At 67.0% G+C, this 25791-nt stretch carries 28 protein-coding genes and 1 riboswitch; of the genes, 13 read left to right on the top strand and 15 right to left on the bottom strand.

The features are described from left to right. Window positions 1-63: 63 nt before the first annotated feature. The gene (gene moeB / locus J7I89_RS15375) at window positions 64-1263 is read right to left on the bottom strand and encodes a molybdopterin-synthase adenylyltransferase MoeB (protein WP_214971998.1); all 1200 of its coding nucleotides are present in this window, start codon (window positions 1261-1263) and stop codon (window positions 64-66) included. 66 nt (window positions 1264-1329) lie between these two features. Here moeB and J7I89_RS15370 point away from each other — a divergent pair, with 66 nt between their 5' ends. The 3 genes from J7I89_RS15370 to J7I89_RS15360 are packed head-to-tail and all read left to right on the top strand — an operon-like array spanning window position 1330 to window position 2609. Then, on the top strand, window positions 1330-2016 hold the full coding sequence (locus J7I89_RS15370; protein WP_214971996.1) for a TetR/AcrR family transcriptional regulator: 687 nt from the start codon (window positions 1330-1332) through the stop codon (window positions 2014-2016). Window positions 2017-2073: 57 nt separating this feature from the next. Further along, complete coding sequence (locus J7I89_RS15365; RefSeq protein ID WP_214971994.1) at window positions 2074-2298, top strand: DUF3107 domain-containing protein; 225 nt, start codon at window positions 2074-2076, stop codon at window positions 2296-2298. An 8-nt stretch (window positions 2299-2306) separates the two neighbouring features. Further along, window positions 2307-2609, top strand: a complete 303-nt coding sequence (locus J7I89_RS15360) for a hypothetical protein (protein WP_214971992.1) — start codon at window positions 2307-2309, stop codon at window positions 2607-2609. Between the two features lie 42 nt (window positions 2610-2651). Here J7I89_RS15360 and J7I89_RS25800 read toward each other — a convergent pair whose 3' ends face one another. The 4 genes from J7I89_RS25800 to thiO form a co-directional block, all read right to left on the bottom strand. Then, on the bottom strand, window positions 2652-3317 hold the full coding sequence (locus tag J7I89_RS25800) for a 4a-hydroxytetrahydrobiopterin dehydratase (protein ID WP_214971989.1): 666 nt from the start codon (window positions 3315-3317) through the stop codon (window positions 2652-2654). Between the two features lie 71 nt (window positions 3318-3388). Further along, complete coding sequence (locus J7I89_RS15350; protein ID WP_285290228.1) at window positions 3389-4204, bottom strand: thiazole synthase; 816 nt, start codon at window positions 4202-4204, stop codon at window positions 3389-3391. Window positions 4205-4209: 5 nt separating this feature from the next. Then, complete coding sequence (thiS, locus tag J7I89_RS15345) at window positions 4210-4446, bottom strand: sulfur carrier protein ThiS (protein WP_056633019.1); 237 nt, start codon at window positions 4444-4446, stop codon at window positions 4210-4212. After that, window positions 4443-5768 (bottom strand): glycine oxidase ThiO, encoded by a 1326-nt coding sequence (gene thiO / locus J7I89_RS15340; protein WP_214971986.1) that lies wholly within the window; start codon window positions 5766-5768, stop codon window positions 4443-4445. Before thiO ends, thiS begins: the two co-directional genes overlap by 4 nt. Further along, window positions 5761-5882: riboswitch (TPP riboswitch) on the bottom strand. It overlaps the preceding gene by 8 nt. 27 nt (window positions 5883-5909) lie before the next feature. On the opposite strand from thiO, the gene thiE reads away from it, so the two are divergent. Next, complete coding sequence (gene thiE / locus J7I89_RS15335; RefSeq protein ID WP_214971984.1) at window positions 5910-6614, top strand: thiamine phosphate synthase; 705 nt, start codon at window positions 5910-5912, stop codon at window positions 6612-6614. 61 nt (window positions 6615-6675) lie between these two features. Here the strand turns inward: thiE and J7I89_RS15330 are convergent, their stop codons facing one another. Next, on the bottom strand, window positions 6676-7362 hold the full coding sequence (locus J7I89_RS15330) for a ferritin-like fold-containing protein (RefSeq protein WP_214971981.1): 687 nt from the start codon (window positions 7360-7362) through the stop codon (window positions 6676-6678). Between the two features lie 41 nt (window positions 7363-7403). Between J7I89_RS15330 and J7I89_RS15325 the strand changes: the two genes are divergently transcribed. The 3 genes from J7I89_RS15325 (at window position 7404) to J7I89_RS15315 (ending at window position 11858) form a co-directional block, all read left to right on the top strand. After that, window positions 7404-8933 carry an RNB domain-containing ribonuclease gene (locus tag J7I89_RS15325; RefSeq protein ID WP_214971978.1) on the top strand — a complete coding sequence of 510 codons (1530 nt, stop codon included), beginning with the start codon at window positions 7404-7406 and terminating at the stop codon, window positions 8931-8933. Between the two features lie 301 nt (window positions 8934-9234). After that, entirely contained in the window at window positions 9235-10977 is a 1743-nt protein-coding gene (locus tag J7I89_RS15320) for a DEAD/DEAH box helicase (RefSeq protein ID WP_214971975.1), read from the top strand. Between the two features lie 8 nt (window positions 10978-10985). Next, window positions 10986-11858: a site-specific DNA-methyltransferase gene (locus J7I89_RS15315; RefSeq protein WP_214971972.1), complete on the top strand. Its 873-nt coding sequence runs from the start codon at window positions 10986-10988 to the stop codon at window positions 11856-11858. 70 nt (window positions 11859-11928) lie between these two features. Here the strand turns inward: J7I89_RS15315 and J7I89_RS15310 are convergent, their stop codons facing one another. Then, window positions 11929-12774 (bottom strand): PHP domain-containing protein, encoded by an 846-nt coding sequence (locus J7I89_RS15310; RefSeq protein ID WP_214971970.1) that lies wholly within the window; start codon window positions 12772-12774, stop codon window positions 11929-11931. Window positions 12775-12877: 103 nt separating this feature from the next. On the opposite strand from J7I89_RS15310, the gene J7I89_RS15305 reads away from it, so the two are divergent. Beyond that, a complete protein-coding gene (locus J7I89_RS15305; protein ID WP_214971966.1) occupies window positions 12878-14455 on the top strand; it encodes an aminopeptidase P family protein in 1578 nt (525 codons plus the stop codon). An 83-nt stretch (window positions 14456-14538) separates the two neighbouring features. Here J7I89_RS15305 and J7I89_RS15300 read toward each other — a convergent pair whose 3' ends face one another. Beyond that, window positions 14539-15483 (bottom strand): general stress protein, encoded by a 945-nt coding sequence (locus J7I89_RS15300; protein WP_214971963.1) that lies wholly within the window; start codon window positions 15481-15483, stop codon window positions 14539-14541. A gap of 76 nt (window positions 15484-15559) precedes the next feature. On the opposite strand from J7I89_RS15300, the gene J7I89_RS15295 reads away from it, so the two are divergent. Genes J7I89_RS15295 through J7I89_RS15285 form a run of 3 tightly spaced genes read left to right on the top strand, consistent with a single transcriptional unit; the run spans window position 15560 to window position 18694 of the window. Next, window positions 15560-16843 carry a magnesium transporter MgtE N-terminal domain-containing protein gene (locus J7I89_RS15295; RefSeq protein WP_214971960.1) on the top strand — a complete coding sequence of 428 codons (1284 nt, stop codon included), beginning with the start codon at window positions 15560-15562 and terminating at the stop codon, window positions 16841-16843. Next, window positions 16824-17555 carry a DUF1003 domain-containing protein gene (locus J7I89_RS15290; protein ID WP_214971958.1) on the top strand — a complete coding sequence of 244 codons (732 nt, stop codon included), beginning with the start codon at window positions 16824-16826 and terminating at the stop codon, window positions 17553-17555. Before J7I89_RS15295 ends, J7I89_RS15290 begins: the two co-directional genes overlap by 20 nt. Window positions 17556-17566: 11 nt before the next feature. Then, window positions 17567-18694 carry an Mrp/NBP35 family ATP-binding protein gene (locus J7I89_RS15285; RefSeq protein ID WP_214971955.1) on the top strand — a complete coding sequence of 376 codons (1128 nt, stop codon included), beginning with the start codon at window positions 17567-17569 and terminating at the stop codon, window positions 18692-18694. Window positions 18695-18720: 26 nt separating this feature from the next. On the opposite strand, the gene J7I89_RS15280 is transcribed toward J7I89_RS15285, so the two are convergent. From J7I89_RS15280 to sigE, 3 genes are all read right to left on the bottom strand, one after another. After that, window positions 18721-19143 carry a Sec-independent protein translocase TatB gene (locus J7I89_RS15280; protein WP_214971952.1) on the bottom strand — a complete coding sequence of 141 codons (423 nt, stop codon included), beginning with the start codon at window positions 19141-19143 and terminating at the stop codon, window positions 18721-18723. Window positions 19144-19232: 89 nt separating this feature from the next. After that, window positions 19233-20282 carry a hypothetical protein gene (locus tag J7I89_RS15275; protein WP_251045380.1) on the bottom strand — a complete coding sequence of 350 codons (1050 nt, stop codon included), beginning with the start codon at window positions 20280-20282 and terminating at the stop codon, window positions 19233-19235. A gap of 8 nt (window positions 20283-20290) precedes the next feature. Then, window positions 20291-20908 carry an RNA polymerase sigma factor SigE gene (sigE, locus tag J7I89_RS15270; protein ID WP_214971950.1) on the bottom strand — a complete coding sequence of 206 codons (618 nt, stop codon included), beginning with the start codon at window positions 20906-20908 and terminating at the stop codon, window positions 20291-20293. A 320-nt stretch (window positions 20909-21228) separates the two neighbouring features. Between sigE and J7I89_RS15265 the strand changes: the two genes are divergently transcribed. Beyond that, window positions 21229-21861 carry an O-methyltransferase gene (locus J7I89_RS15265; protein WP_214971948.1) on the top strand — a complete coding sequence of 211 codons (633 nt, stop codon included), beginning with the start codon at window positions 21229-21231 and terminating at the stop codon, window positions 21859-21861. Between the two features lie 44 nt (window positions 21862-21905). On the opposite strand, the gene J7I89_RS15260 is transcribed toward J7I89_RS15265, so the two are convergent. The 4 genes from J7I89_RS15260 to J7I89_RS15245 all read right to left on the bottom strand — a co-directional run bounded on the left by J7I89_RS15260 (window position 21906) and on the right by J7I89_RS15245 (window position 24886). Then, window positions 21906-22073, bottom strand: a complete 168-nt coding sequence (locus J7I89_RS15260) for a DUF3117 domain-containing protein (RefSeq protein WP_009357720.1) — start codon at window positions 22071-22073, stop codon at window positions 21906-21908. A gap of 235 nt (window positions 22074-22308) precedes the next feature. Then, window positions 22309-23574, bottom strand: coding sequence for a hypothetical protein (locus J7I89_RS15255; RefSeq protein WP_308159931.1), 1266 nt, complete (start codon window positions 23572-23574; stop codon window positions 22309-22311). A gap of 95 nt (window positions 23575-23669) precedes the next feature. Next, the gene (locus J7I89_RS15250; RefSeq protein WP_214971946.1) at window positions 23670-24077 is read right to left on the bottom strand and encodes a DivIVA domain-containing protein; all 408 of its coding nucleotides are present in this window, start codon (window positions 24075-24077) and stop codon (window positions 23670-23672) included. Window positions 24078-24100: 23 nt separating this feature from the next. Continuing rightward, entirely contained in the window at window positions 24101-24886 is a 786-nt protein-coding gene (locus J7I89_RS15245; protein ID WP_214971944.1) for a TIGR00730 family Rossman fold protein, read from the bottom strand. A 106-nt stretch (window positions 24887-24992) separates the two neighbouring features. Between J7I89_RS15245 and J7I89_RS15240 the strand changes: the two genes are divergently transcribed. Continuing rightward, on the top strand, window positions 24993-25748 hold the full coding sequence (locus J7I89_RS15240; protein WP_214971942.1) for an amino acid ABC transporter ATP-binding protein: 756 nt from the start codon (window positions 24993-24995) through the stop codon (window positions 25746-25748). Window positions 25749-25791: the final 43 nt, after the last annotated feature.

Here is a 25791-nt window from a genome sequence, read left to right as displayed (position 1 = left end):
GGGACCGAATCCCGGTCATCGCGGCGTGATATGACGTTCCCGACCGAAAACCCTGCGCCACAGTCAGTAGACGGGCTTCTGCGGCTCCACGTCCCTGACCCAGGCGAGGATGCCGCCGTCGAGATGGCTCACCCGCTGGTAGCCGGCCTTTTGTGCGGCGGCGAGCACGGCGGCGGACCGCGTCCCGGCCTTGCAGTGGAAGACGATGTCCTTGTCCTGCGGCAGCTCCCCCCAGGCCTCGCCCGCGAGGATCCGGCCCTGCGGAATCAGGACGGAGCCGTCAATCCGGACGATGTCGTACTCCCCCGTCTCGCGGACGTCCACGAGCTCGAAGTCCTTCAGCCCGGCATCGCGCGAGGCGAGCATTGTTGCCAGCTGGGTTGCGGTGACGGTGTGTTCCTTGTCCGTGGCTTCCGCAGGCGTGATTCCGCAGAACGCCTCATAATCCGTCAACTCCGTGATCCGCGGGGCCGCCGGGTCCTTGGCCACCCTGATCTCGCGCCAGCTGCCGCCCAGGGCGTCATACAGCGCCACACGGCCGAGCAGGGAACGCCCGACGCCGGTGATCAGCTTGACGGCCTCCGTCACCATCAGGGATCCGACAGCCGCGCAGAGCATCCCGAAAACGCCGCCCTCGCCGCACGACGGCACGGAACCCGCCGGTGGCGCCTCCGGGTACAGGTCGCGGTAGGTGGGGCCGTGCTGTTCCCAGAACACGCTGACCTGGCCGTCAAAGCGGAAGATCGACCCCCAGACGTAGGGCTTGCCGAGGATGGCCGCGGCGTCGTTGACCAGGTAGCGGGTGGCGAAGTTGTCCGCCCCGTCAAGGATGAGGTCGTAGCCGGCAAAAAGCTCCAGGGCGTTGGAGGCGTCCAGCCTGGCGTTGTGGAGCCGAACGTCGACGAGGGGGTTGAGCGCGGCAATCGCATCGCGCGCCGATTCGATCTTGGGGCGTCCGACGTCCTGGACGCCATGGATGATCTGGCGTTGCAGGTTGCTCAGGTCAACGGAGTCGTCGTCAATGATGCCGATGGTTCCGACGCCGGCCGCGGCCAGATAGAGCAGGGCGGGAGAGCCGAGTCCGCCGGCGCCGATCACCAGGACGCGCGCGTTCTTCAGCCGCCTTTGGCCGAGCGCGCCGATCTCCGGAATGATGAGGTGCCGGGAGTACCGCTCCACCTCCTCGGGCGAGAGTCCGGGCGCCGGATCAACCAGGGGGTCCAGTGAGGTGAGAGCTGCATTTGCGGTGGACGTAGAAGCCATACTTCAATGTATGCCTGAAGATACCGCGCGGTCATATTACCCCCGGGTAAAGTGAAGTTAACAGCAATGGAAAGAAGGCCAACCGTGGTTCATCATGCACACGTTGATCGAACTCAGGCCGCGCAATCCCCTGCCGGCACCCCCCGCGCCGCCGGGCAGCGATCCGCCAGGCTGCCGCGGGATGAGCGCAGGGCCCAGCTGCTGGCTGCCGCCCAGGAGGTATTCGTCGCCAATGGCTACCACGGTGCCGCCATGGACGAGATCGCCGAAACGGCACATGTGAGCAAACCGGTGCTGTACCAGCACTTCCCCTCCAAGCGCGAGCTCTACCTGGCGCTCCTGGACAGCCATCTCGGGACCCTGACCGATCTCATGATGGGGGCGCTCAATTCCACCACCGACAACAAGGAGCGCGTCCAGGCCGTCATGCGCGCCTACTACCGGTTCATCGACAGTGACGACCAGGCGCACCGCCTCGTGTTCGAGTCCGACCTCGTCAACGATCCGGACGTCAGCGCGCGCCTGGAGACCTTCAACAAGGCCTTCGCCGACGCCATCGCGCGGGTCATCGCCGAAGACACCAAGCTGCCGCTCCTGGAGGCGCAGCTGCTCGGCCGGGGCCTCGCCGGCATGGCGCAGGTCAGCGCACGCTACTGGCTCGAGACGGACGGCAATCTTGATCTGGATGTCGCCAGTGACCTTATCTACCGTTTAGCTTGGCGCGGAATCTCTCGCTTCCCCAAAGAGTCCTAGACTACAAAGGGAGAACACCTTTGAAATTTCAACTTTGATTGGCTGGGAGGCCTTGCTGTGGAAGTAAAGATCGGCATTCAGAATATCGGCCGCGAAATTGTGCTGGAATCGGCCCAGGATGCAGACTCCGTGGCCAAGGTCGTATCGGAATCCCTCGCCAAAGGCACGGAGCTGCGGCTGAGCGACGAAAAGGGCCGTCAGATCATCATCCCCGCGAACGTCCTGGGCTACGTCGAAATCGGCGCCGAGGAAGTCCGCCGGGTCGGCTTCGGCGCACTGTAGGAAGCACCGTGCTGTCCCTCGTTATCGTGCTCCTGGTGGCCGTTGCCGCAGGCTTCATCGTCTGGGCCAATGACAAACGGCACGCCAAGTACGGCATTCTCCTCCCGGCGGGCGTGGCCGCCGTGGTGGGCATGCTCGCCTGGATTGTCTGCATGGCAGCGGGGCTCGGCTACCAGCCGGGACTCACGTGGATTCCATGGATCGTTCCAATGGTGGCTGGCACCGCTGCGGCTGCGGCCGTGGCCGTATACCTGGGCAGGGTCCGCGCAAGGCATGACACCCAGCGGCTAACGGCTGCCCTCAAGATCTAGCTGCCGGTGCCCCCGAGGTCCGGCACTCCTCGAGAACCGGTCCTAGAGATCCGGTCCGGTGCCTTCCTCGGTGCACAGGCAAAGCCGGTTCCCCTGCGTGTCAGTGACCACCACCCAGCCGGGTGCGTGGTCACTGTTCATTAACGCGCCGGTGGCCGCTGTCTTCTCGAGGGCCGGCGCCGATTCGGCCTTGGACCGGTAGATGTCCACGTGCAGGCGGTTCTCGCTCGGAGTGTCGGTCTCCTGGAACCACAGCCCCGGCCCGCGGCCGTACGGGTCCGCCAGGCCCCCGTGCCGCCCCTTCCGGTAGCCAAGGGCGACCCGCCAGACCTCCGAGATCCCCGCCACGTCCGCGGTGTCGATCCCGATCTCCACGGTCCGGTACAGGCCCGGCTCCGCCTGGGCACCCGCCCCGGCGGCTGCCTCACTGACCGCGGCCGCCGCGTTGACGTCCCTCGGCGTGACCTCACTGCCGGCGTCGTGGGAACTGAACCGGATGAACACGCGGTTGTAGCGCCAGTCGAGGTCGGGATGGTGGTCGCTCTCTTCGGCAATGCGCCCGACGGCGGCAATCAGCTCAAGCGCGGCGGCCGCCGTCGGCGCCTTGTAGGCGGTGACCAGGCCGCCGAGCCGGTAGCGCCAGTCGGGCAGGCCGGCGAGCGCGTCATCGATCTGGGGGCGGGTGAGGACAGCGTCCCTGGTGGCCACGGCTGACTCCTAAGAGGGGATCCTGTGAGCCTGCCGCGCCGCCATGGTCTCCGCGGGGGTGTGTCCCGGGCTTACAGGAATTCTGCCCGGCCCTCCATGGCCGATGACGCCAGTGCATGCTCGCGGCGCGGGATCCGCCCGGCCGCTTTCGCCAGCCTACCGGCGATAACAGCGTGTTTGAAGGCTTCGCCCATGAGCGACGGATTCTGGGCCCTGGTCACGGCAGTGGCCAGCAGTACGGCGTCGCAGCCCAGCTCCATGGCCAGCGCCGCGTCCGACGCCGTGCCGATCCCCGCATCCAGCACCACCGGAACAGAGGCCCGCGACACGATGAGCTCGATGTTGTGCGGATTGAGGATTCCCAGCCCGGTCCCGATGGGTGACCCCAGCGGCATGACGGCGGCCGCCCCCAGGTTTTCGAGCCGGAGCGCCAGGACGGGATCATCGTTGGTGTAGGCGAAGACCTTGAAGCCGCGGTTGACCAGCTGCTCGGTGGCGTCCACGAGTTCCACGGCATCCGGCAGGAGTGTGTGCTCGTCAGCGATGACTTCGAGCTTTACCCAGTCGGTCTCCAGGGCCTCGCGTGCCAGCTCCGCCGTCATGACGGCGTCCCGTGCCGTGAAGCAGCCGGCTGTATTGGGCAGCACCCGGATGTTGTTGTCCAGGAGCAGCTGGAACAGGGACCCCGTTTCTGCGGGCGAGTAGCGCCGCATGGCCACGGTGGTCAGCTCGGTGCCGGAGGCAAGCAGCGCCGCACCGAGCCCGTCGAGGCTGGGAGCCCCGCCTGTGCCCATGATGAGTCGCGAGGTCAGTTCCACGCCGTCAATGACGAGGGGGTCGGCCATGCCGGTCCCCGGCTGCGCTCCAGCCGTTGTTGTTTCGGTCATCGTCCTCATCCTCCCTGGACCGCTGTGACGAGTTCGATGTCGTCGCCCTCCGCCAGGGCGGTGCTGTGCCACTGGCTTCGCGGCACCACCTCTGAGTTGCGTGCCACGGCCACGCCGAGCCGCTGGCCGTCAGCGGCCTGTCCGTTGGCGGCAAGTTTACGCCCGGTGACCTGGCTGACGAGTGTGGTGACGGAGGCGCCTGCGCCCACCGCCTGTTCAATACCGTTCAGTGTGATGTTCATGCTGATTCCTTGTTCTGGTCAAATGTGACTGTGCCGGCTGTGGGAGAGCACGATGCTGATAGTTCCGGCGAAAACCTCCCTGGCCGGAAGGCATCCCAGCGCCCGTCCTCGACGCCGTCCATCAGCTCGCGGCAGATTACTGCGGCTGCCGGGGTCAGGAGCACGCCGTGGCGGAAAAACCCGGTGGCGATGATGAGCCCCGCCACCGCTGTCCCGGAGCCGCTGCCGCTGCCGGACGGGACACAGCCGGTTGGGACACAGCCGGTTGGGACACGGCCCAGCAGGGGCGCGTTGTCCGGCGTTCCCGGCCGCGCCCTGGCCGTGGACTCAAGGAGCTCAAGCTCCGCCACTGCAGGCACCAGCGACTGCGCATCCCTCAGCAGCTGATAAACCCCGCCGGCGCTGGGACCGGACAGGTCATCTTCCCGCTGGGTGGCACCGATCACCACTGTGCCGTCCCGGCGCGGAACCAGGTACACGGGCGCACCGCGGACCATGCCCCGGACCGTGGCCGTCAGCAGCGGACGGAGGTGCTCCGGAACCCTGAGCCTGAGAATGTCGCCGTAGACCGGCCGCAGCGGAAGCCTGAGCCCCTCCGGCAGCCCCTCCAGCGATCCCGCACCAAGGCCGTTGGCCACCACCGTCTCGGCGGCCCGGACAGTCCCGCCGCCGGTGAGCCGGACTCCGCAGACACCCGCGCCGTCCCACAGCAGGCCAGCGGCATGTTCCCTCACCCCGTACCCCTGCCGCGCACCGGTGACGGCCGTCCGGGACCCGGGTGTGTGCTCGGCCAGGGCAGCGGCGAGGCTTTCCAAGAGCCGCCGCGGATCCACCTGGTGGTCGGCGGGGATGTCCAGGGCGCAGGAGATGCCCGGACTCAGCAGCGGCTCCCGGGAGCGTGCTTCCCGGATGGTCAGGGGTTCGACGACGAGCCCGCTCGCCCGCTGGACTTCGCGGAGGTCCATCAGGGCGCGGCGGTCGGCGGGGTCCGCACCGACCGCAAGGGTCGGCGTCGGAAGATACCCGGTGTCCCGTCCGCCGTCGGCGAGCGCGCCGGCGAAGGCCGGCCACAGGGCCGAGGACTCGAGCATCAGCTCCAGGAGTTCCTCTTCCTGGTAGTGCAGTTCGCTGACCGGTGCCAGCATCCCGGCGGCCGCCCAGCTGGCACCCGTCCCGGGCGATTCATCGATGAGGACCACGGAGCGTCCCGAGCGCCTTGCCTCCCAGGCAATCCCGTGGCCCACCACGCCGCCGCCGATGACGGCCACATCGGCTTGCAGTGTTGCCGTGGCAGGAGTGTTCCCGCCGGATGCAGGGTTCATGGAAATCCTTCCCTACGCCGGTACTAACCGGATCAGGTCAAGCGGTCGGCTCTTACGCCCTCTCAGCCCTGCGCCGTTTTGTGACAGCTGCAGCGGGCTCCCGCGGTACCTGCCCAGTTTAGAGGAACTAGGCTGGGTGCCATGACCGCGCATGACGTCCACACCACTGCCCGCCTGTACCTCTGCACCGACGCCCGCAAGGACCGCGGTGACTTCGCCGATTTCGTCGACGCTGCCTTTGCCGGCGGCGTGGACATCATCCAGCTCCGTGACAAGGGCATCGAGGCCGCCGAGGAACTCGAACTCCTGGACGTCCTGCGCCAGGCAGCCCACAGGCACGGCCGGCTCTGGGCCGTCAACGACCGTGCGGACATCGCGTCGCTGTCCGGGGCCCCGGTGTTCCACATCGGCCAGAAGGACCTGCCGCTCCGCTCGGCGCGGAAGCTGCTGCACGCCGCCACGGTGATCGGGCTGTCCACGCACACCACCGAGCAGGTGGATGCCGCCATCGCCGCCACCCACGGCCGCACCGGGCTGGACTACTTCTGCGCGGGCCCGGTGTGGGCCACCCCCACGAAACCGGGACGTGCCGCCGTCGGTCTTGACCTTGTCCGGTATGCGGCGGAGGCAGTCCGGAAGGCGGATGAGGAACGAGTCGGCGGCCTGCTCCTGCCCTGGTTCGCCATCGGCGGGATCGATCTCAGCAACGTGGAACAGGTCCTGGCGGCGGGGGCCAGCCGGATCGTCGTGGTGCGCGCCATCACCGAGTCCCCGGATCCGGAGGGCGCGGCAGCCGAGCTGCTGACCGCCCTGGATGCGGCGGAGCCGGCGGCCGCCGCGTCGTAGCTGAGTGCGTCTAGCTGAGTACACCGAGCAGGCCCGCAGCCGTGGCCGGACGGGCGGGCGGCTACCCGCTCAGTCCGAGCTGCACCATCCGGCGCGAGTGGTTGTCCGCGAGTTCCGCCGTGAGGCTGCGTACCAGCTCCCGCGCCGCGGCATCGTTTGCACCGCTCTCTGCTGAAGTGAGCAGCCCGCTCAGGAAGGCGTGTTCGTAGCCCACCCGCTGGGCCTGCGTGACCGCCTCGCCGAGGAGCCGGCGGCCCCACAGCGCCAGCCGCGAGGCGAGCCGGGGATCATCCGAGAGGGCCCCTTTGAGGCGTTCCCGGAGAACGGCCGTCGCTTCCTCCGACGACTGGATCTGCTCGATGACGTCCCGGGTTTCCGCATCCACGTACCGGGCCACCATCTGGTAGAAGTCCGCCGAGACCGTGTCCACGACGTAGGCCTTCATCAGGGATTCGTACCAGTCCGCCGGGCGGGTCCGTTCATGGAAGTGGTCCACGGCGGCCTGGAACGGGAGCATTGCATCCTCGACGTCCACGCCCATGGCGGCGAGCTTCGCACTCACGATCTCGTAGTGCTGGAACTCTATGACGGCGATCCTGCCGAGCACGGCACGGTCGTGCAGAGTGGGCGAATAGCGGGCATCAGAAGAGAGCCGTTCGAAGGCGGAAAGCTCGCCGTAGGCCATGACGCCGAACAGATCTGCGACGAAGCGGTCGTACCGAGCGGTGTCAGCCGAGGATGTGCCCATAATCCAAGACTAACGGCGCAATTCGGGCTAACCTGATTTTCGTGTCACATCATCGCTTGTCCCCCAGCGTCCACGAGCAGCCCAGTGCGCTTGCGGACGCCCTGAGCGCGCTCCGGACGGAGCTGGAACTGCCCGGAGAATTCCCGGAGCGTGTGCTCAAGGAAGCGGAAGCGGCCGTGGCGGAACGGCAGCTGCCGGCGCTGGACCTGACCGGCGTCGAGTTCCTAACGATCGATCCGCCGTCGTCCACCGACCTGGACCAGGCGCTCTTCATCGAACGCTCAGGGGACGGCTACAGGATTTTGTATGCCATCGCGGACGTGCCGTCCTTCGTCGCGCCGGGCGGTGCCCTCGACGCCGAGACCCGCCGCCGCGGACAGACCTTCTACGCCCCGGACGGCCGCATTCCGCTGCACCCGGAAGTCATCAGCGAGAACGCCGGCAGCCTGCTCGCCGGGCAGCTGTGTTCGGCGTTCGTGTGGGAGTTCAAGCTCGATGCCGCAGCCGAGGTGACGTCCGTGCTGGTGCGCCGGGCGATGGTCCGCAGCCGGGCCAAGCTCAATTACAAGGGCGTCCAGGCGGAACTCGACGCCGGAACGGCCGCGCCGGTGCTCGTGCTCCTGCGTGAGGTGGGGCTGAAGCGGGTGGAGCTTGAACGGGCCCGCGGCGGGGCAAGCCTGAACATGCCGGAGCAGGAAATCGTGCAGCTTCCCGACGGCGGCTACCGGATCGTGGCGGCGCCGCAGCTTCCGGTGGAGGACTGGAACGCCCAGATTTCCCTCATGACAGGGATGGCGGCGGCCGCCATGATGCTTGAGGGCAAAGTGGGCATCCTGCGCACCATGCCGGCACCTGACGAACGCTCCCTCAGCCACTTCAGGCGCCAGACCGCCGCCTTGGGGAAGCCGTGGGACGGAAAGGCCAGCTACGGGGATTACCTTCGGACGCTGGACCCCACCGATCACCGGCAGCTGGCCATCATGCATTCGGCAAGCATGCTCTTCCGCGGAGCCGGGTACACGCACTTCGACGGAACCGTCCCGGATGACGCCATCCAGTCCGCCATCGGGACGGCGTACGCACACACCACGGCGCCGCTGCGCCGGCTCGTGGACCGCTTCGTCCTGGTCATTTGCGAGGCATTGAGCAACAACCGGACCGTACCGGCATGGGCCCGGCAGGCACTGCCTTCCCTGCCCGACATCATGGCGGCCTCGGACCAGCTGGCTTCGAAGATGGAGCGGCTGGCCCTGGACACCGTGGAGGCCGCCCTGCTGATCAACCACGTCGGCCAGGAATTCGACGCCGTGGTGATCTCCGGGTCGAAACCCGCCAAGAACGGCAACGGCAACGGCAACGGCAAGGGCTCCAACGGCAACGGGAACGGCAACGGCAAGGGCTCCAACGGCAAGGCGTCCAACGGCAACGGCCCCTCCGGCGTCGTCCAGATTGCGGAGCCGGCCGTCACAGCCAGGTGCGCCGGAGAAATGGAACCCGGCACCAAGGTGAGGGTGCGGCTCATCTCCTCGGACATCGCCACGCGCGAGGTCCACCTCGAGCTCGTGGACTGATCCTGCGGCTGATTCCTGCCGGTGCACGGCCGCGCCAGTCAGTGAATCCCGTTTTGCCAGCTAGACTGAAGGGGTAGTAATGGATGCCCGGTCGTTGATTTCCTTGATTTTGAATTCAACAAGCCCGCCCCTACGCGATCTTGAGACACACCCGCTGGTCCCCAGTGCCAGCATTTAGATAGCCCGCGATCGGCTTCCACTGGATTTGCTTGCGCGCCTGAGCGTGCTCCGGATCGGCCCCTTTTGGCCGCCCCCGTTGAGCAGGCGGTGCCAATGCCCAAATGAATAAGGAAACTCCCCTGTGAGTGAATTGCATACCCACCAGCTTCTCTCTGATGACTCCGGAACCGAGACCATCGAGCCGGAAGAAACCATCATCTCGGATGAGAAACCCCACGAAATAGCGGAGAAGTCCTTTGCGGACTACAACGTTCGGGCCGATATCGTCGAGTCCCTCGCCGATGCCGGCATCACCCACCCCTTCCCCATCCAGGCGATGACCCTGCCCGTGGCGCTGTCCGGCCACGACATCATCGGCCAGGCCAAGACCGGCACGGGCAAGACCCTCGGTTTCGGCATTCCCGCGCTGCAGCGCGTGGTGGGCCCGGACGACGCCGGCTTCGACAAGCTGCCCGCCCCGGGTGCCCCGCAGGCGATGGTGATCGTTCCCACGCGTGAGCTCGCCGTGCAGGTTGCCAACGACCTCCAGAACGCATCACGCAAGCGCAATGCCCGGATCGCCACGATTTACGGCGGCCGCGCCTACGAGCCGCAGATCGAGGCACTCCAGAAGGGCGTGGAGGTGGTGGTCGGTACCCCCGGCCGCCTGATTGACCTCTACAAGCAGAAGCACCTGGTTCTGAAGAACGTCAAGATCGTGGTGCTGGACGAAGCCGACGAAATGCTGGACCTCGGCTTCCTTCCGGACGTCGAGACCCTGATCGCCGGCACTCCGGCCGTCCGCCAGACGCTCCTGTTCTCGGCCACGATGCCCGGCCCGGTCATTGCCATGGCCCGCCGGTACATGACGCAGCCCACCCACATCCGCGCCGCGGACCCGGACGACGAAGGCCTGACCAAGCGCGACATCCGTCAGCTCATCTACCGTGCGCACAGCATGGACAAGACCGAGGTTGTTGCCCGCATCCTGCAGGCCCGCGGCCGCGGCCGCACCATCATCTTCACCAAGACCAAGCGCACTGCCGCGAAGGTTGCCGAGGAACTCGTGGACCGCGGGTTCGCCGCCGCCGCCATCCACGGCGACCTCGGCCAGGGTGCCCGCGAACAGGCCCTGCGTGCCTTCCGCAACAACAAGGTGGATGTCCTTGTCGCCACCGACGTCGCCGCCCGCGGCATCGACGTCGACGACGTCACGCACGTCATCAACTACCAGTGCGTCGAGGACGAGAAGATCTACCTGCACCGCGTGGGCCGCACCGGCCGCGCCGGCAACAAGGGCACCGCCGTCACGTTCGTGGACTGGGACGACATGCCGCGCTGGGGCCTCATCAACAAGGCGCTGGGGCTGAGCGTTCCCGAGCCCGTCGAAACGTACTCCTCCTCGGCCCACCTGTTCGAGGACCTGGACATCCCGGAAGGCACCAAGGGCCGGCTCCCGCGCAGCAAGCGCACGCTGGCCGGCGTCGATGCCGAGGTCCTGGAGGACCTGGGCGAAACCGGCAAGAAGAACACCCGCGTCAGCGGACGGGACAGCGGCGGACGGGACGGCGCACGCGAGAGCGGCCGTTCAGGCGGACGCGACGCCGGCCGCTCCGGCAGCAGGGAAGGCAGCCGCCGCAGCGGCGCCGAATCGGGCGGACGTTCGGGAGACCGCCGTCGTCGTTCCACCGAGCCCGCCGCTGATGCAGGAACCGGCCCCGCAGCAGGTTCCGCCGCAACCGCCACCGGCTCCGCCGTAACGGGTGCCGAGCAGCCGTCGCGCGCGCGCCGCAACCGCACGCGCACCCGCCGCCGCAACGGTGAAGTGGTGGCCGGCAGTGAGTCGGCGGCAACCGGCTCACAGCCCAGCGGCACCGAGGCCTAAAAGCCTCAATGACTGAAACTGTCTGGGCGCCGGACGGCAGCAACCTGGTGGTACACGCGGATAACGCGCAGTTCCTCCCCACGCTGCCGGACGGCGCCTTCACACTCATATACGTGGACCCGCCGTTCAACACCGGCCGGGCCCAGCAGCGCCAGGAAACCAAGATGGTGCTCAACGCCGGCGGCGACGGTGACCGGGTCGGCTTCAAGGGCCGGTCCTATGACACGATCAAAGGCGCCCTGCACCGCTACGACGACGCCTTTAGCGACTACTGGTCCTTCCTGGAGCCGCGGCTGGTCGAGGCATGGCGCCTGCTGGCTGACGACGGCACGCTCTATCTGCACCTGGACTACCGCGAGGTGCACTACGCCAAGGTCATGCTGGACGCCATCTTCGGCCGGGAATGCTTCCTGAACGAGATCATCTGGGCGTACGACTACGGGGCGCGCGCCAAATACCGCTGGCCCACCAAGCACGACAACATCCTTGTCTACGTGAAGAACCCGGCCAAATACCACTTCAACAGCGCCGAAGTGGACCGGGAGCCGTACATGGCGCCGGGGCTCGTGACGCCCGCCAAGCGTGAGCTGGGCAAGCTCCCCACGGACGTCTGGTGGCACACCATCGTTTCCCCCACGGGCAAGGAGAAGACGGGCTATCCCACGCAGAAGCCCGAAGGCCTGGTGCGCCGCGTGGTCGCCGCCTCAAGCCGGCCCGGCGACTGGTGCCTGGATTTCTTTGCCGGCTCCGGCACGCTCGGCGCGGTTGCGGCCAAGCTGGGCCGCAGGTTCGTCTGCGTGGACCAGAACCAGCCGGCCATCGACGTCATGGCGAAGCGTTTGGGCGCGCACGCCGAGTTCGCCTCCTACCCGCCCAACTGACTCGCACTAGGTGTCGTTTTGAAGCCTCAAAACGACCACAACTGCGAGTCAGTTGGGCCGGGGACGCGGGTCAGCGGACGACGGGCGTGCCGGAGCCGAGCTCCTCGATCCTCGCGAAGACCTCCGGCGTTGTCAGGTATTCCCCGAGCCGGTTCGGTTTGCCCGTGCCGTGGTAGTCGGACGACCCCGTCATGAGGAGGCCGTGCTTCGCTGCGAGGCGCCGCAGGAAGTCCCGGCCCTCTTCCGGGTTGTCACGGTGATCAACCTCCAGGCCGGCGAGGCCGGCGTCGATCATCTCCCGGTACGTGCGCTCCCCCACGACGCGCCCCCGTGCGGACGCCACCGGATGCGCGAAGACCGGGACGCCCCCTGCCGCGCGGACCAGCTCGACGGCGAGGGCCGGCTCCGGCGCATAGTGCTGCACGAAGTACCGCGAATGGGAGGTGAGGATGGAGGTGAAGGCTTCGGACCTGTCCGCGACCACTCCCGCCGCCACGAGGGCGTCGGCGATGTGCGGCCGTCCCAGGGTTGCCCCGGGCGCCACGTGGTGGATCACATCGTCCCAGCTCAGGGGGTAGTCCTCGGCCAACAGCGTGACCATGCGTTCGGCCCGGGTGAGGCGTGCGTCCTTGGCCTTGGTGATCTCGTCGAGGAGCCCCTCGTGGGTGGGGTCGTGCAGGTAGCTCAGCAGGTGCACGCTGATCCCCTGGTCCGTCCGGCAGGAAATCTCCATGCCGGGCACCAGCGCCACGCCGTTTTCGACAGCCGCGCGGGACGCCTCGGCCCACCCGTCGGTGGAGTCGTGGTCAGTCAGGGCGATGACGTCCAGGCCCGCCGCAGCCGCGGCTGCCATCACCGCGGCCGGCGCTTCCGTGCCGTCCGAGATGTTCGAGTGGGCGTGCAGATCTATCCTCACCTGCCCAGCCTAGTAGATGCGCGGCCGATGCGGCCGGACAGGCCGGTTTCCCTACGCGGGGCTGTGTTGGCCTAAGCCGCATGGCTGGTGAGACTATGGGACGGTGAACGACGCAGAAAACACCCCAGACTCCGCTTCCCAGCCTCTCGAAGAGCGGGTCAACAACCGCTCGCAGCGGCCCAGTTCCGAAGCCTTCAAGGCCTTCATGGCCAGCAACTGGGCGCCGTCCCCGCAGGTGACCCCTGCGCGCGACGCCGTGGCTGACCACGCCGCCCGAAGGCGCCGCGCCATCTCCGAACAGTTCAAAGGTGAACGCCTGGTGGTGCCGGCCGGTCCGCTGAAGGTCCGCTCCAACGACTGCGACTACCGCTTCCGGCCGCACTCCGGTTTCGCGCACCTCACCGGCCTCGGCCTGGATCATGAGCCCGATGCCGTGCTCATCTTCGAACCGGTCGAGGAAGGCACCGGCGACGACGGCGGGAACCACCGCGCCACCCTTTACTTCCGCCCGCTGGCCGGCAGGGACACCGAGCAGTTCTACGCCGACTCGCGGTCCGGCGAATTCTGGATCGGCGCACGCCCCACGCTGGCCGAGTTCGAGGCACGCCTTGGCCTCCCGACATCGCACATCGACGAACTTGAGATGGCAATCACCAAGAACGTGGGCGCCCCGGAAATCGGCGGCATTTCGATCCGGCTGGTGCGCAAGGTGGACGAGAACATTGATGCCCTCGTGGACACCGCCCGCTACAACACGGCCAAGGATCCGGACAATCTGGACCTCGGCGTGCTGGACGGCCTGGACGAGAAGCTCTCCGAGGCCCTTTCCGAGCTCCGCCTGATCAAGGATGAGTGGGAAGTCGAGCAGATGCGGATCGCCGTGGCCGCCACGGCCGAGGGCTTCACCGAAGTGGTCAAGGCGCTGCCCCGCGCGCTGACCCACTTCCGCGGCGAGCGCGTCGTGGAGGGCGCCTTCTTCGCACGGGCCCGCGAGGAAGGCAACGAACTCGGCTACGACACCATTGCCGCCTCGGGCAACAACGCCACGGTGCTCCACTGGACCCGGAACACCGGCAAAATCAATGCCGGCGAGCTTCTCCTGCTGGACGCGGGCGTCGAGGCTGACTCCCTCTACACCGCGGACATCACCCGCACGCTCCCGGCCAACGGCACTTTCTCCGAGGTCCAGCGCAGGGTCTACGAAGCAGTGCTTGACGCTGCCGACGCCGGATTCGCCGCAGCACAGATAGGAACCAAGTTCCGCGACATCCACACCGCGGCCACCACCGTCCTGGCGGAACGCCTCGCCGAGTGGGGCCTGCTCCCGGTGCCGGTCGCGGAAGCCGTCAGTGAGGAGGGGCAGCAGCACCGCCGCTGGATGCCGCACGGCACCAGCCACCACCTCGGCCTGGACGTCCACGACTGCGCGCAGGCCAAGCGGGAACTCTACCTTGACGGTGTGCTGGCCGAGGGAATGGTCTTCACGATCGAACCCGGCCTGTACTTTAAGAATGAGGACCTGGCCATCCCTGAGGAGTACCGCGGAATTGGTGTGCGCATCGAGGACGACATCCTGATGACGGCCGACGGCCCCGTCAACCTCAGCGCCGCCCTGCCCCGCACCGCCGACGACGTCGAGGCATGGATGGCGGGAATCTACGAGGAGCTCGGCCGCAGTTAGCCCCCGGCGGTTTGCGCGGCCCGGCAACGAATAAAGGCAGGGCCACCGTCCGGTGGCCCTGCCTTATTCGTGCCCTCGGGCTGCTAGTGCTGCTCGTCGTCCTTGCGCTGCGGCACCTGGCTGGGATCGCTCACCCGCACGCCATACTGCGGGCGTCCGTCCGGCAGGTCCGGGTAACGGACCGCCGCAGGCCGCTGGCCCGCGCGCTGCCCGGCGTCCGGGGTCTGGCCGTCCGGGGTCTGGCCCGGCTGACCATCGACGACCCCGTACTGGGGTGCACCCGCGACCGGCGCGCCCGGAACCTGGGGGCCCTGAGTCTGGGAACCTTGAGTTTGAGAGCCCTGGGCGTCCTGCCCCTGGGCATCTTGGGCCCTTTGGCCATAGGGGTCATTCCACCCGGCGGGCCGCTGCGGCGCCTGGCCCTGCTGCCCGGGGTGCTGGCCGGGCTGCTGCTGGTACGGCTGGCCCTGGTAGTCGCGCTGCGTGTATGTCGCGGGCCGGGCTCCGCCCGAGGCGTCCGACGGCGACATCGGCAGCTGCTGCAGCAGCCGGCGGGCCTCATGTGCGGCCTCGAAGGACACCACGACGTCGTAGTTGGTCGCCACGACCTGGCTGGTGGACGTGAAATCACGCTTGCCGCGCTGCGTGGCATAGGTGACAATCCCGAAGAGCATGAAGAACGCAGCGCCCATCAGGACGGAGCTGATGATCGAGAACGTCCCGCCGGCCGGCGTGAAGAAGGAAAGCATGACCCCGACGAAGAGACCGAACCACATGCCGCTCAGGGCACCCGACAGTGCCACGCGGGGGTAGCTGAGCCGTCCGGTCACCCGTTCCACCATCTTCAGGTCATTGCCCACGATGGACACCATGTGCACCGGGAACTGCTGGTCGGCGAGGTAGTCGACGGCCTTCTGGGCGTCCAGGTAGGAGGTATACGTGCCGACGGTATCCCCCGTGGGGACTGTGCGTGACTCGTCGGATCCGTTCGGGACACCAGCCTTGGGACCACCAAAAATGTTTGACATACACCCATTCTTGCCTATAAGGATGTGTGCGAGCTGAAATTCAGCTAAAAGAGAGCAGACTCGGTAGCCTGTAGTGGTGAGCACAAATCCTACCCGCGTCTTCGTTGCACGCCTTCTGGGACTAGACGTCTTCGACCCCCTGGGCGACCGTCTGGGCCGGCTGCGCGACGTCGTAGTGCTCTCGCGCGGGACCCGCGGCGCCCCCCATGTGGTGGGCATCGTCGTCGAGGTGCCCGGCAAGAAGCGCGTCTTCGTCCCCATGACGCGGATTACCTCCATCGACCAGACCCAGGTCATCTGCACCGGCCTGGTCAATCTCCGCCGCTTCGAACAGCGCGGCGCCGAGACCCTGGTGGTGGCCGAGATGTTCGACCGCCGCGTCACGCTGCGGGACGGCAGCGGCGACGCCACCATCGAGGACATCGCGATGGACCAGCACCGCTCCGGCGACTGGTTCGTCAGCAAGCTGTTCGTCCGGCGCGGCCATTCGCTGGCCCCGTTGAGCAGGCTCCGGCGCAACGAAACCATGATCATCGACTGGGCGGACGCGAACCAGGGCGCCAAGACCGAGCCCCAGGCCGCCACCCAGTTCGTCGCCAACCACGAGGACCTCAAACCGGCCGACTTTGCAGAGGCACTGCAGGAGATGAGCGACAAGCGGCGGTTCGAAGTCGCGAGCGAACTCCAGGACGAACGCCTCGCCGACGTCCTGCAGGAGCTGCCGGAAGACGACCAGGTGGAGATCCTCTCCGCCTTGGACGTCCAGCGCGCGGCCGATGTCCTGGAGGAGATGGACCCCGACGACGCCGCCGACCTCCTCGGTGAACTACCCTCCGCGCAGGCCGAGGAACTGCTGCAGCTGATGGAGCCCGAAGGTGCGGAAGACGTCCGCCGCCTGCTCGAATACGACGAAGACACGGCCGGCGGCCTGATGACCCCTGTTCCGGTCATCCTGCCGCCCGAGGCCACAGTGGCCGAGGCACTCGCCCACGTCCGGCGCGAAGAGCTGTCCCCTGCCCTGGCTTCGTCCATCTTCATCGCCCGGCCGCCGCTGGAAACTCCCACCGGCCGCTTCCTTGGCGTGGTGCACATCCAGCAGCTGCTGCGCTATCCGCCGTTCGAGCCGCTCGGCAACCTCGTGGACAAGAACCTGGAGCCGCTGTCGGACCAGGCGCACATCAGCGAAGTGGCCCGCACCCTGGCCACCTACAACCTGAACTCGCTGCCCGTGGTCAACCAGGCCGGCCGGCTGGTGGGGGCCGTGACCGTTGATGACGTCCTGGATCATTTGCTGCCGGATGACTGGCGGGCCAACGACGGCGAAGCTCCCATCAGAAGGCTTGGAGGCCGCATTGGCTGAAAAAGATACAAAGGGCGCCGGTCCGCGGACGCCAGGAAAGGCCGCGGGCAAAGGGAGCCTGGACACCCCGCTGAGCGGCCGGCAGCGCATACTGCCCAAGTTCAAACCGGATCCCGATGCCTTCGGCCATGCCACAGAGGGGTTTGCCCGCTTCATGGGCACGCCGCAGTTCCTGCTGTACATGACCGTGTTCTGTTTGTTCTGGCTGGTCTGGAACACGTTCGCGCCCACCGCCTGGCAGTTCGACAGGGTTGAGCTCGGCTTCACACTCCTGACGCTGATGCTCTCCCTGCAGGCCTCCTACGCGGCGCCGCTGCTGCTGCTGGCACAGAACCGCCAGGACGACCGGGACCGCGTCTCCCTTCAGCAGGACCGCCAGCGTGCGGAGCGCAACCTGTCCGACACCGAATACCTGACCCGCGAGCTGGCGTCGCTGCGCATCGCGCTGCGTGAAGTGGCCACCCGCGATTACGTCAGGGCTGAACTCCGCAGCATGCTCGAAGACCTGCTGGAGGCCCAGGAGGAGTTGCGCACCCACGAAGCCACCGGGCCCGGCAGCCACGAGTCCCCCCGCGAACTGGTCAGGGAGAAGCTGAAGGAAAAGCGGGAGCGGCAACGCAACCCGCGGACCCAGCAGATCCCCAAGGTCAAGCCGGACAAGACGCGCCAGGGCCGTTCGGCCCAGCCGCGTCCCACCTCTCCCGAAAGCTGAGTACCCACAGCATGAGCACCGCCCTCGTCGAGGCAGTCAACGCTGCGCTGGCAACCGTCATCGATCCGGAACTCCGCCGACCCATCACGGAACTGGGCATGATCGATTCCGTGGCGATTTCCGACGACGGCACCGTGCGCCTCGCGGTGCTGCTCACCATCGCGGGCTGCCCACTCAGGGACACCATCACGAGGGATTCGGAGGCCGCGCTGCTGGCCGTTCCCGGCGTCACCGCCGTCGACGTCGACCTGAAGGTCATGACCCAGGCCCAGCGCGACGCCCTGAAGGAGCAGCTCCGCGGTCCCGGCGGCCAGCGGGGCGTCCCGTTCAACCAGCCGGGATCGCTGACGAAGGTGTTTGCCGTGGCCAGCGGCAAAGGCGGCGTGGGAAAGTCGTCCGTGACCGTCAACCTGGCCTGCTCCCTGGCGGCCCAGGGCCTGCGGGTGGGTATCGTGGACGCGGATGTCTACGGCTTCTCGGTTCCGGCCCTGATGGGCATCACGCAGCCGCCTACCCGGGTGGACGACATGATCCTTCCGCCCGTGGCCTACGGGGTGAAGGTGATCTCCATCGGCATGTTCGTCACGGGCAACCAGCCGGTGGCCTGGCGCGGACCGATGCTGCACCGGGCACTCGAGCAGTTCCTCACCGACGTCTATTTCGGCGACCTGGACGTCCTGTTCCTTGATCTGCCTCCCGGCACCGGCGACATCGCCATTTCGGTGGCGCAGCTGCTTCCCAAGGCCGAGATTCTGGTGGTCACCACTCCCCAGGCGGCCGCGGCCGATGTCGCGGAGCGGGCAGGTGCCATCGCCACCCAGACGGGGCAGACAGTGGCGGGGGTCATCGAGAACATGTCGTATCTGGAAATGCCCGACGGCGGCCGGATGGCTCTGTTCGGAACCGGCGGCGGGCAGTCGCTCACCGAACGGCTGAGCGCCGCCACCGGCAAGGATGTGCCGTTGCTGGGCCAGATCCCCCTGGACATACTTCTGCGCGAAGGCGGGGACACGGGCCAGCCCATCGTGCTCGGCCGTCCCGAAACGCCCGCAGCGGCGGCGCTGTCCGGGATCGCCGGACAACTTGCGGCCAAACCCCGCGGCCTTACCGGAATGTCCTTGGGGCTGCAGCCCCGCTGACCTGAGGACCTAGGTGACGGCAGGGCCTAGGTGGCTTCCGTGTCGAAAGGTGCGGGCACGCCGTCGGGCAGGCGCTCAAGCAGCGGCCTGGTGCGGGATTCCGGCGACGATTCTCCCGCCGCCACCGCACCGGCCACGGCGGCCGCGGTGGAAGCGGTACCGCTGGAAGGCGCTCCCGGGCTGACCGGCTTCGTGTCGTCATCGAGGAGTGCTTCCTTGATGATGCGGCGCGGATCGTACTGGCGGGGGTCGTACTTCTTCCAGTCGACGTCGTCGATGTCGATGCCGACTTCTTCTTTGATCTGCTCCCGTGCCCCGGACGCCATGCGGCGAACTTCGCGGACCAGGTTTGCCAGCTTCTGGGTGTATTCGGGCAGCCGCTGGGGACCGATCACCAGAATGCCGATGAGCAGCAGAAGCAGAAACTCCGGGCCGTTGATTCCAAACACTTTAGGAAGATTACCCTCTCCTGGGACGTGGCGACGATTTCGTGCCGGTCATGGCCGGATTCCGCCCGCCGGCACAGCCGGGACGCATGTCAATTCGGGAAATGCCGTGCTATCTTGCGGAGTCCGCGCCCCATGCGGTCGAGGATGGATTCGGCGCCGGGATTGTCCTCGCCCGCTTCCGACCGTGAGGTTGCCACGATTCCGGGGTGCGTCGCCAAGCCTGCCGCCGCCAGCGCCGCCACGGCGTCGTCGGCAGCATCCGCCGGCAGGTCGGACACGTAGGTGAATGTGGTCCCGGAAGCCTGGTAGATCGCGCTCCAGGGCGCCGCCGTCTTGATCCAGAGCCGTCCCGCCGCCTCACCGCCGGCAGCGCCAACGGGGACGAACCCGTCGAGCCTTGCCGGGTGACCCGTCAGGGGGTTGACCGGTGACTCCGGAGCGGTTGGTGATGCGGCCGGGTCCTGGCCTTCGGCGGGAACCGCGGCGGAGTGCTGTTCCAGGATCGTCGCCAGATGCCGGCCGTCCGAGAGCAGCAGTTCAACGGCGCGTTGGCCGCCCCGCTCGGTCGTCGTTGCGGATACAATCCGGAATCCCATGGCCTTGAGGTCCGGACACGCCCAGCCATGGGATCGCAGGGTCGCCAGCCGGCTTTCCGCCTCGCTGGCCGCCGACCCATTCCCGGCCGCACCGGTCACGGGCAAATCGTCCCGGCCCGGACCGCCACCGGCGCCAGTGTGCCCGGACGCTCCGGAAACGGAAGCTGACCCGGCGGCGGCCGCATACTGCGGGGGTTCACCGGCAGACAGGTACGCTCCCGCAGCGACGGCTCCGGCGGCCACGACGGCAACGCCGCCGGCAAGTCCTGCGAGCCTAAGGGCACTGGGCCGTGGAGCGTCCGCAGCGGGCGCCATGGCAAGCTGCTGCGTCTGCAGGAGCAGCCGCGCCGTCAGTTCGTCGCTGGCCGCCGGGATGGCGGCACCGCGGAGCCTTTCAAGGTACTGCCGCTGCCGCCTGAGCGCGGCAGAGCAATCAGCGCACTGGCGGACATGATCTGTTGTCCCCGGGTGACGCACCGCCGCGACGTGCAGAGATGCCGTTTTGTCCTTAAGCCCCCCCAGTAAGCGATGCAGATGACCCATGGCGCCGATCAGAGAACGCCGGCGATGCGGGGCAACTTCAACCGCGGCTTGCGGGACTGCGCGGGCCGCGGATCGCGGTGGGCGAGCTTCTCCCGCAGCATGGTCCGGCCGCGGTGGATACGCGACCTCACGGTGCCGAGTTTCACGCCCAGCGCCTCGGCAACCTCGTCGTAGGACAAGCCCTCAAGGTCGCACAGCACTACCGCGGCGCGGAAGTCCGGCGGGAGTTCCTCCAGCGCGGCCTGGACATCGAGGTCAAGGTTGTTCAGCTCAAAGCTCTGCTCCGGCCCCGGCTCCCGGCCCGGCAGCCGTGATTCGGCGTCCTCCGCCAGGGCGTCGAAACGGATCCGGCTCTTGCGCCGGGCCTGGTCCAGGAACAGGTTCGTGGTGATCCTGTGCAGCCAGCCGTCCAGCGTTCCGGGCTTGAAGTTCGCCAGCGAACGGAAGACCCGGACGAACACTTCCTGCGTGAGGTCCTCGGCGTCGTACTTGTTGCCGGTGAGCCGGTACGCAAGCCGGTAGACCTTGGCGGAGTGGTTGGTCACCACTTCCTCCCACGTGGGCATGACCCAGTCGGCTGCGGGCTCTTCAATTGTAGGGACAGGTGCCACAACTGATCCTGACATCGTCCACTCCCCTCGTGGATGTACTAACGCCTGATGTGGTTGACATCATTGGTTCGGCGCCGATCACCACTTGGATGAGCGGATAACCATCATTTCAAAGATGGCTGGGAATTTCCTGATGGCGGGGCCCCCTTTAGCCAAAAGCGCAACAACGGAGGCTTCAGGGGGTTTCCGGCGCCGCATGGACGGGTGCGACGCACCCGGGAGCCCCGGCAGTATCCGCCATCACAGGCCACCCCGCCGTCACCTTCCCGCCGCGCACGGCCCGACCAAGTACGCTGTAAGAAACATGCCCCCTGCCGCCCAGAAAGCGAATACCCATGAGCGCCGATAAGTCCACGAGCTGGTCCTATGCAGAAGATCTGCCTGCCGAGGATGAAGTCCTGCTGCGCGCCCGGGAACGTTCCTTCGAGCTGGGCGTAACCCCCATCGGACGCGGCGTCGGGGCCGTGCTGACCGTGCTGGCGGCCGCCTCCAAGGCGCAGACCGCCGTCGAGATCGGCACGGGCGCGGGGGTGTCCGGCGTGTGCATCCTCCGCGGGCTCGGCCCGCAGGCCGTGCTGACCACCATCGATGTGGACGTCGAGCACCTCAAGGCCGCGCGTGAGGCATTCCAGGAAGCCGGCAGCCCTGCCAACCGGACGCGCACCATTTCGGGCCGCGCAGGCGATGTCCTGCCGAGGCTGACCGATGCCGCCTACGACCTCGTCTTCATCGACGGCGACAAGCCCAACTTCCCCCGCTACGTGGAGCAGGCCGTCCGCCTGCTCAAATCCGGCGGCCTCCTGATCGTCAACGACGCCCTGGACAAGGACCGCGTATCCAACCCCACGGCGCGCGACGCGACCACCGTTGTGCTGCGTCAGGTTGGCAAGTCCGTGCGCGACGACGACCGGCTGTCCTCCGCGATGCTGCCCACCGGAGACGGGCTGCTGGTAGCGGTTAAGAAGTAAAGGCAGGGTCCGCAGCCTGCTGGCTGCGGACCCTGCCCGGCACGTTATTCGGTGACGCCGACGAGGCATTCCTTGAGGTTGGCCGCCTCGGCGGCATTGAGTTCAACCACGAGCCGCCCTCCGCCTTCGAGCGGCACACGCATGATGAGGCTGCGGCCCTCCTTGGTTACTTCCATAGGGCCGTCGCCGGTGCGTGGTTTCATAGCCGCCATGAGGAATATCCCCTCCAGTAGTCCCAGGACTGAGCAGCCCGGCCGGGCTGAGTCCGCATGGTCAAACAAGCCGCTATGGCGGCCGGTTCGGCAGCCGCCATGGCTGAACAATTCGTATGCTTCTTGTCCTTGCTTATCCTCTATTATCCTGTAATTACCCGTCTGTAGCTAATCGATGGACATTCCGTGCGACTGCAGATTCCCCGCGTCGCCGCACGGCGTGTCTCCGCAGCGATCAGGGCGGATAGTCCCCTCCTCCGGGGAGTTGGGCCCAAGCCCAGAGCCACACGACCCACACGATCTGCAGCAGGACGAACATGGTGACCACCGCGCCCCGATAGGCCCGCGACCGCGACACCAGCGCGGCGGCCAAAGCCAGCGGAAACAGCGGGAGCAGCATGCGGAACGTGCTGGTCTGCGGATGCAGGAACACCACGAGATACCCCATGTAGCACACGCACCAGAGCCTGAGTTCCGTTCCCAGCCGCAGCACCGGACGGGACATCATGAGCAGGGCGAATATGGCCACGAAGACGAACGGCGCCACGATGCCCAGAACGGGGCCGAAGAGCAGCACGCCGGTGTCGAACCAGGGCTTGAACGGCACCAGGTCGTGCCCGCGCCAGACCGTTTCGGTCTTGGTGTACGCCTCGATGTCCCCCGTTGTTGCCCACGCGATGGTAGGCCACAGCAGTGCGGCTGCTCCGCTCGCCGCGGTCAGCGCCGCGAGCGACCACAGCTCCGTGCGGCTGTGGAACCGCTGCGGCCTTTCCGGGACTGCGGCGCCCTCGGCAGCTTCAGCTGCCTTGTTCCGGCTGTGCCGCCACGCCTCCGCCGCGCGGTAAAGGAACAGGATCCCGGCCATCGCGGCGAACGGCACGCCCGTGGGCCGGGAGAGGCACATTGCCGCAACCACGGGAATGGCCCACAGATATTGCCGCCGCACCACCAGCAGCAGGGCTGAGGCAAGCAGAAGGATGTTCAGGGACTCCGCATATGGAACCTGCAGCACCGGAGACACCGGAAAGGTCGCAACGAACGCCACGCCCCAGAGAGCCGTCCCGTGCGCGGCCCTGTGCCGGAACAGCGCATAGATCACCAGCGATGCGGCGAGGCCTGCGAGCATCGCGATGAGCGTTAGGGCGGCGGCCGGGCTCATCCCCGAAACGCCCGACAGCATCCGCCCCAGTGCGGGGAACAACGGATAGAAGGCCCAGGTGTTTTCCTGGATGTTCCCGGCATCATCCGCCGGCAACTGTGACGGGTACCCTCCGGCAATGGCCTCGCCGTACCAGCGGGCGTCCCAGATGTTGATGAAGTTCCAGTAGTCGGGCTTGGCCGGGAACCAGGGGTTCACGCCTTGGTGCAGCGCCGCGGACATGAAGATGCAGGCGCTGAGCAGCCGGGCACATACATAGATCGCCGCCGCCTGGACCCACCACGGCCAGCGGCCCGCCCTCGCGGCAAGCGACGACGAGACCGCACCCAGCGCGCCGGTTATGACGCCGGCCGGAGCCGGCCGAAGGTCCCGGAACGGTGCCTCGGACCTGCGGGGAGCAGACCCTGAAGCAGAGCCGGGACCGGGGGCATGACCGTTCAAGGCAGGTCCTCGGACGAAGCGCTCAGGACATTGGTCCGGAGCTGCTCCCGGAGCCGCCCGAGCTCGGCGTCCCTGGACGCGATCTCGGCGTCCTTGGCCGCGAGCTGGTCGTCTTTGGAAGCGAGCTGGTCGCGGAGGTCATCGAGCACCTCGTCCACCTGGTCCATCCGGTAGCCGCGAAGGCCCAGCGAAAACCGGACATGGTCGACGTCGGCGGGTTTGGCATCGGCGGGCAGCAGGACCGGGGGCAGCGACGCCACCGGTTCATCGAAACCGTCGTCGATCAGCTCGTTTCGGGAGCGCCTTTTCCGCATGAGGCCTGCCCCGATGTCGGTCCCGATCAGGGCGGTTGCGCCAATCAGCACGATGGCAAGGAAAACGAGGAAGAAACTCACATCACCCATCGTGCCAGACGCCGGTGCCGCTGCTACTCAGGCCGCTGGTCCCCGTTGGTAGACGGCGGGCGGACGTGGCCGTGCAGGACCAGGTTGACGGCCTCTTCCGGATCGTCCACCAGCTGGACCAGGTCCATGTCCTTCTCGGACACCATGCCCTCGGCAACCAGTGTCCCCTTGATCCACTCCATCATCGGACCCCAGAAGTCCTTGCCCAGGAGGACGATCGGGAATGAAGTCACCTTCTGCGTCTGGACCAGGACCATGGCCTCGAAGAGCTCGTCGAGGGTGCCGAGTCCTCCGGGCAGGACAATGAAGCCCTGCGCATACTTCACGAACATGGTCTTACGGGCGAAGAAGTACCGGAAATTGATCCCCAGGTCCACCCACTGGTTCAGCCCCTGCTCGAACGGCAGCTCGATGCCAAGGCCGACGGACACGCCGTTGCCTTCCACGGCTCCGCGGTTGGCTGCCTCCATCGATCCCGGGCCGCCTCCGGTGATGACCGCCACGCCGGCTTCCGCCAGTTTGCGTCCCACCTCAACACCCATCTCGTAGAACGGGCTGCCCGGCTTGGTGCGCGCCGAACCGAACACGCTGACGGCCTGGCCCAGGTCCGACAGCGCCCCGAAGCCTTCCACGAACTCGCTCTGGATCCGCATCACCCTCCACGGGTCCGTGTGGATGAAATGCCCGGGGCCTTTGGTGTCGAGCAGCCGCTGGTCCGACATCTCAACCGCAGCCTGCTTGCGGCGGAGCTCAAGGGGCCCCTTGCGGCGGGGCTGAACGGATTTTGACGGATCTGCGTTGATGCTCATCACCTAAGGCTAACCTGCTGACCAGCAGGTATCTCTTGAATTACGATCCGCAGGAAGTTGGAGTGATTGCGGTCATATATGACAAATGTTCGCTAGATTCGTAGTCATGACTACTCAAGTGCCCGGCGATGCCCTCGTCTCCCTGAATGCCGTCAATAAGCACTACGGCCAGCTGCACGTTCTGAAGGACATCAACTTCCAAGTCCGCAAGGGCGAGGTCGTTGTGGTCATCGGGCCGTCAGGCTCGGGTAAGTCCACTCTGTGCAGGGCCATCAACCGCCTCGAGACCATTGATGACGGCGATATCGCCATTGACGGCAAGAAGCTTCCCGAAGAAGGCAAGGAGCTCGCACACCTCCGTGCCGACGTCGGAATGGTTTTCCAGTCATTCAACCTTTTCGCGCACAAGACCATCCTGGAAAACGTGACCCTCGGCCCCATCAAGGTAAAGGGAATGTCCAAGGCGGAGGCTGACAAGGAGGCCATGGCCCTGCTGGAGCGCGTCGGAGTCGGCCACCAGGCACCCAAACTGCCGGCCCAGCTCTCCGGCGGTCAGCAGCAGCGCGTGGCCATCGCACGCGCCCTGGCCATGAAGCCCAAGGTCATGCTTTTCGACGAGCCCACCTCGGCGCTGGACCCGGAGATGATCAGCGAAGTCCTGGACGTCATGATCCAGCTGGCCAAGGAAGGCATGACCATGATCGTGGTCACCCACGAGATGGGCTTCGCCCGCAAGGCCGCGGACCGCGTGGTTTTCATGGCGGACGGCCAGATCGTGGAGGACGCCACGCCGGAGCAGTTCTTCACCAATCCCCAGAGCAGCCGCGCCAAAGACTTCCTCTCCAAGCTCCTCACGCACTGACGACTCCCCAGTCCGCACCCCAGGCCGTCCAGGACGGCCGCCC

Source organism: Arthrobacter sp. ISL-5, assembly GCF_018613835.1.
Taxonomy (GTDB): Bacteria; Actinomycetota; Actinomycetes; order Actinomycetales; family Micrococcaceae; genus Arthrobacter.
The sequence above is the reverse complement of the archived record's forward strand: the minus strand, read 5'-3'. Positions and strand labels throughout refer to the sequence as shown.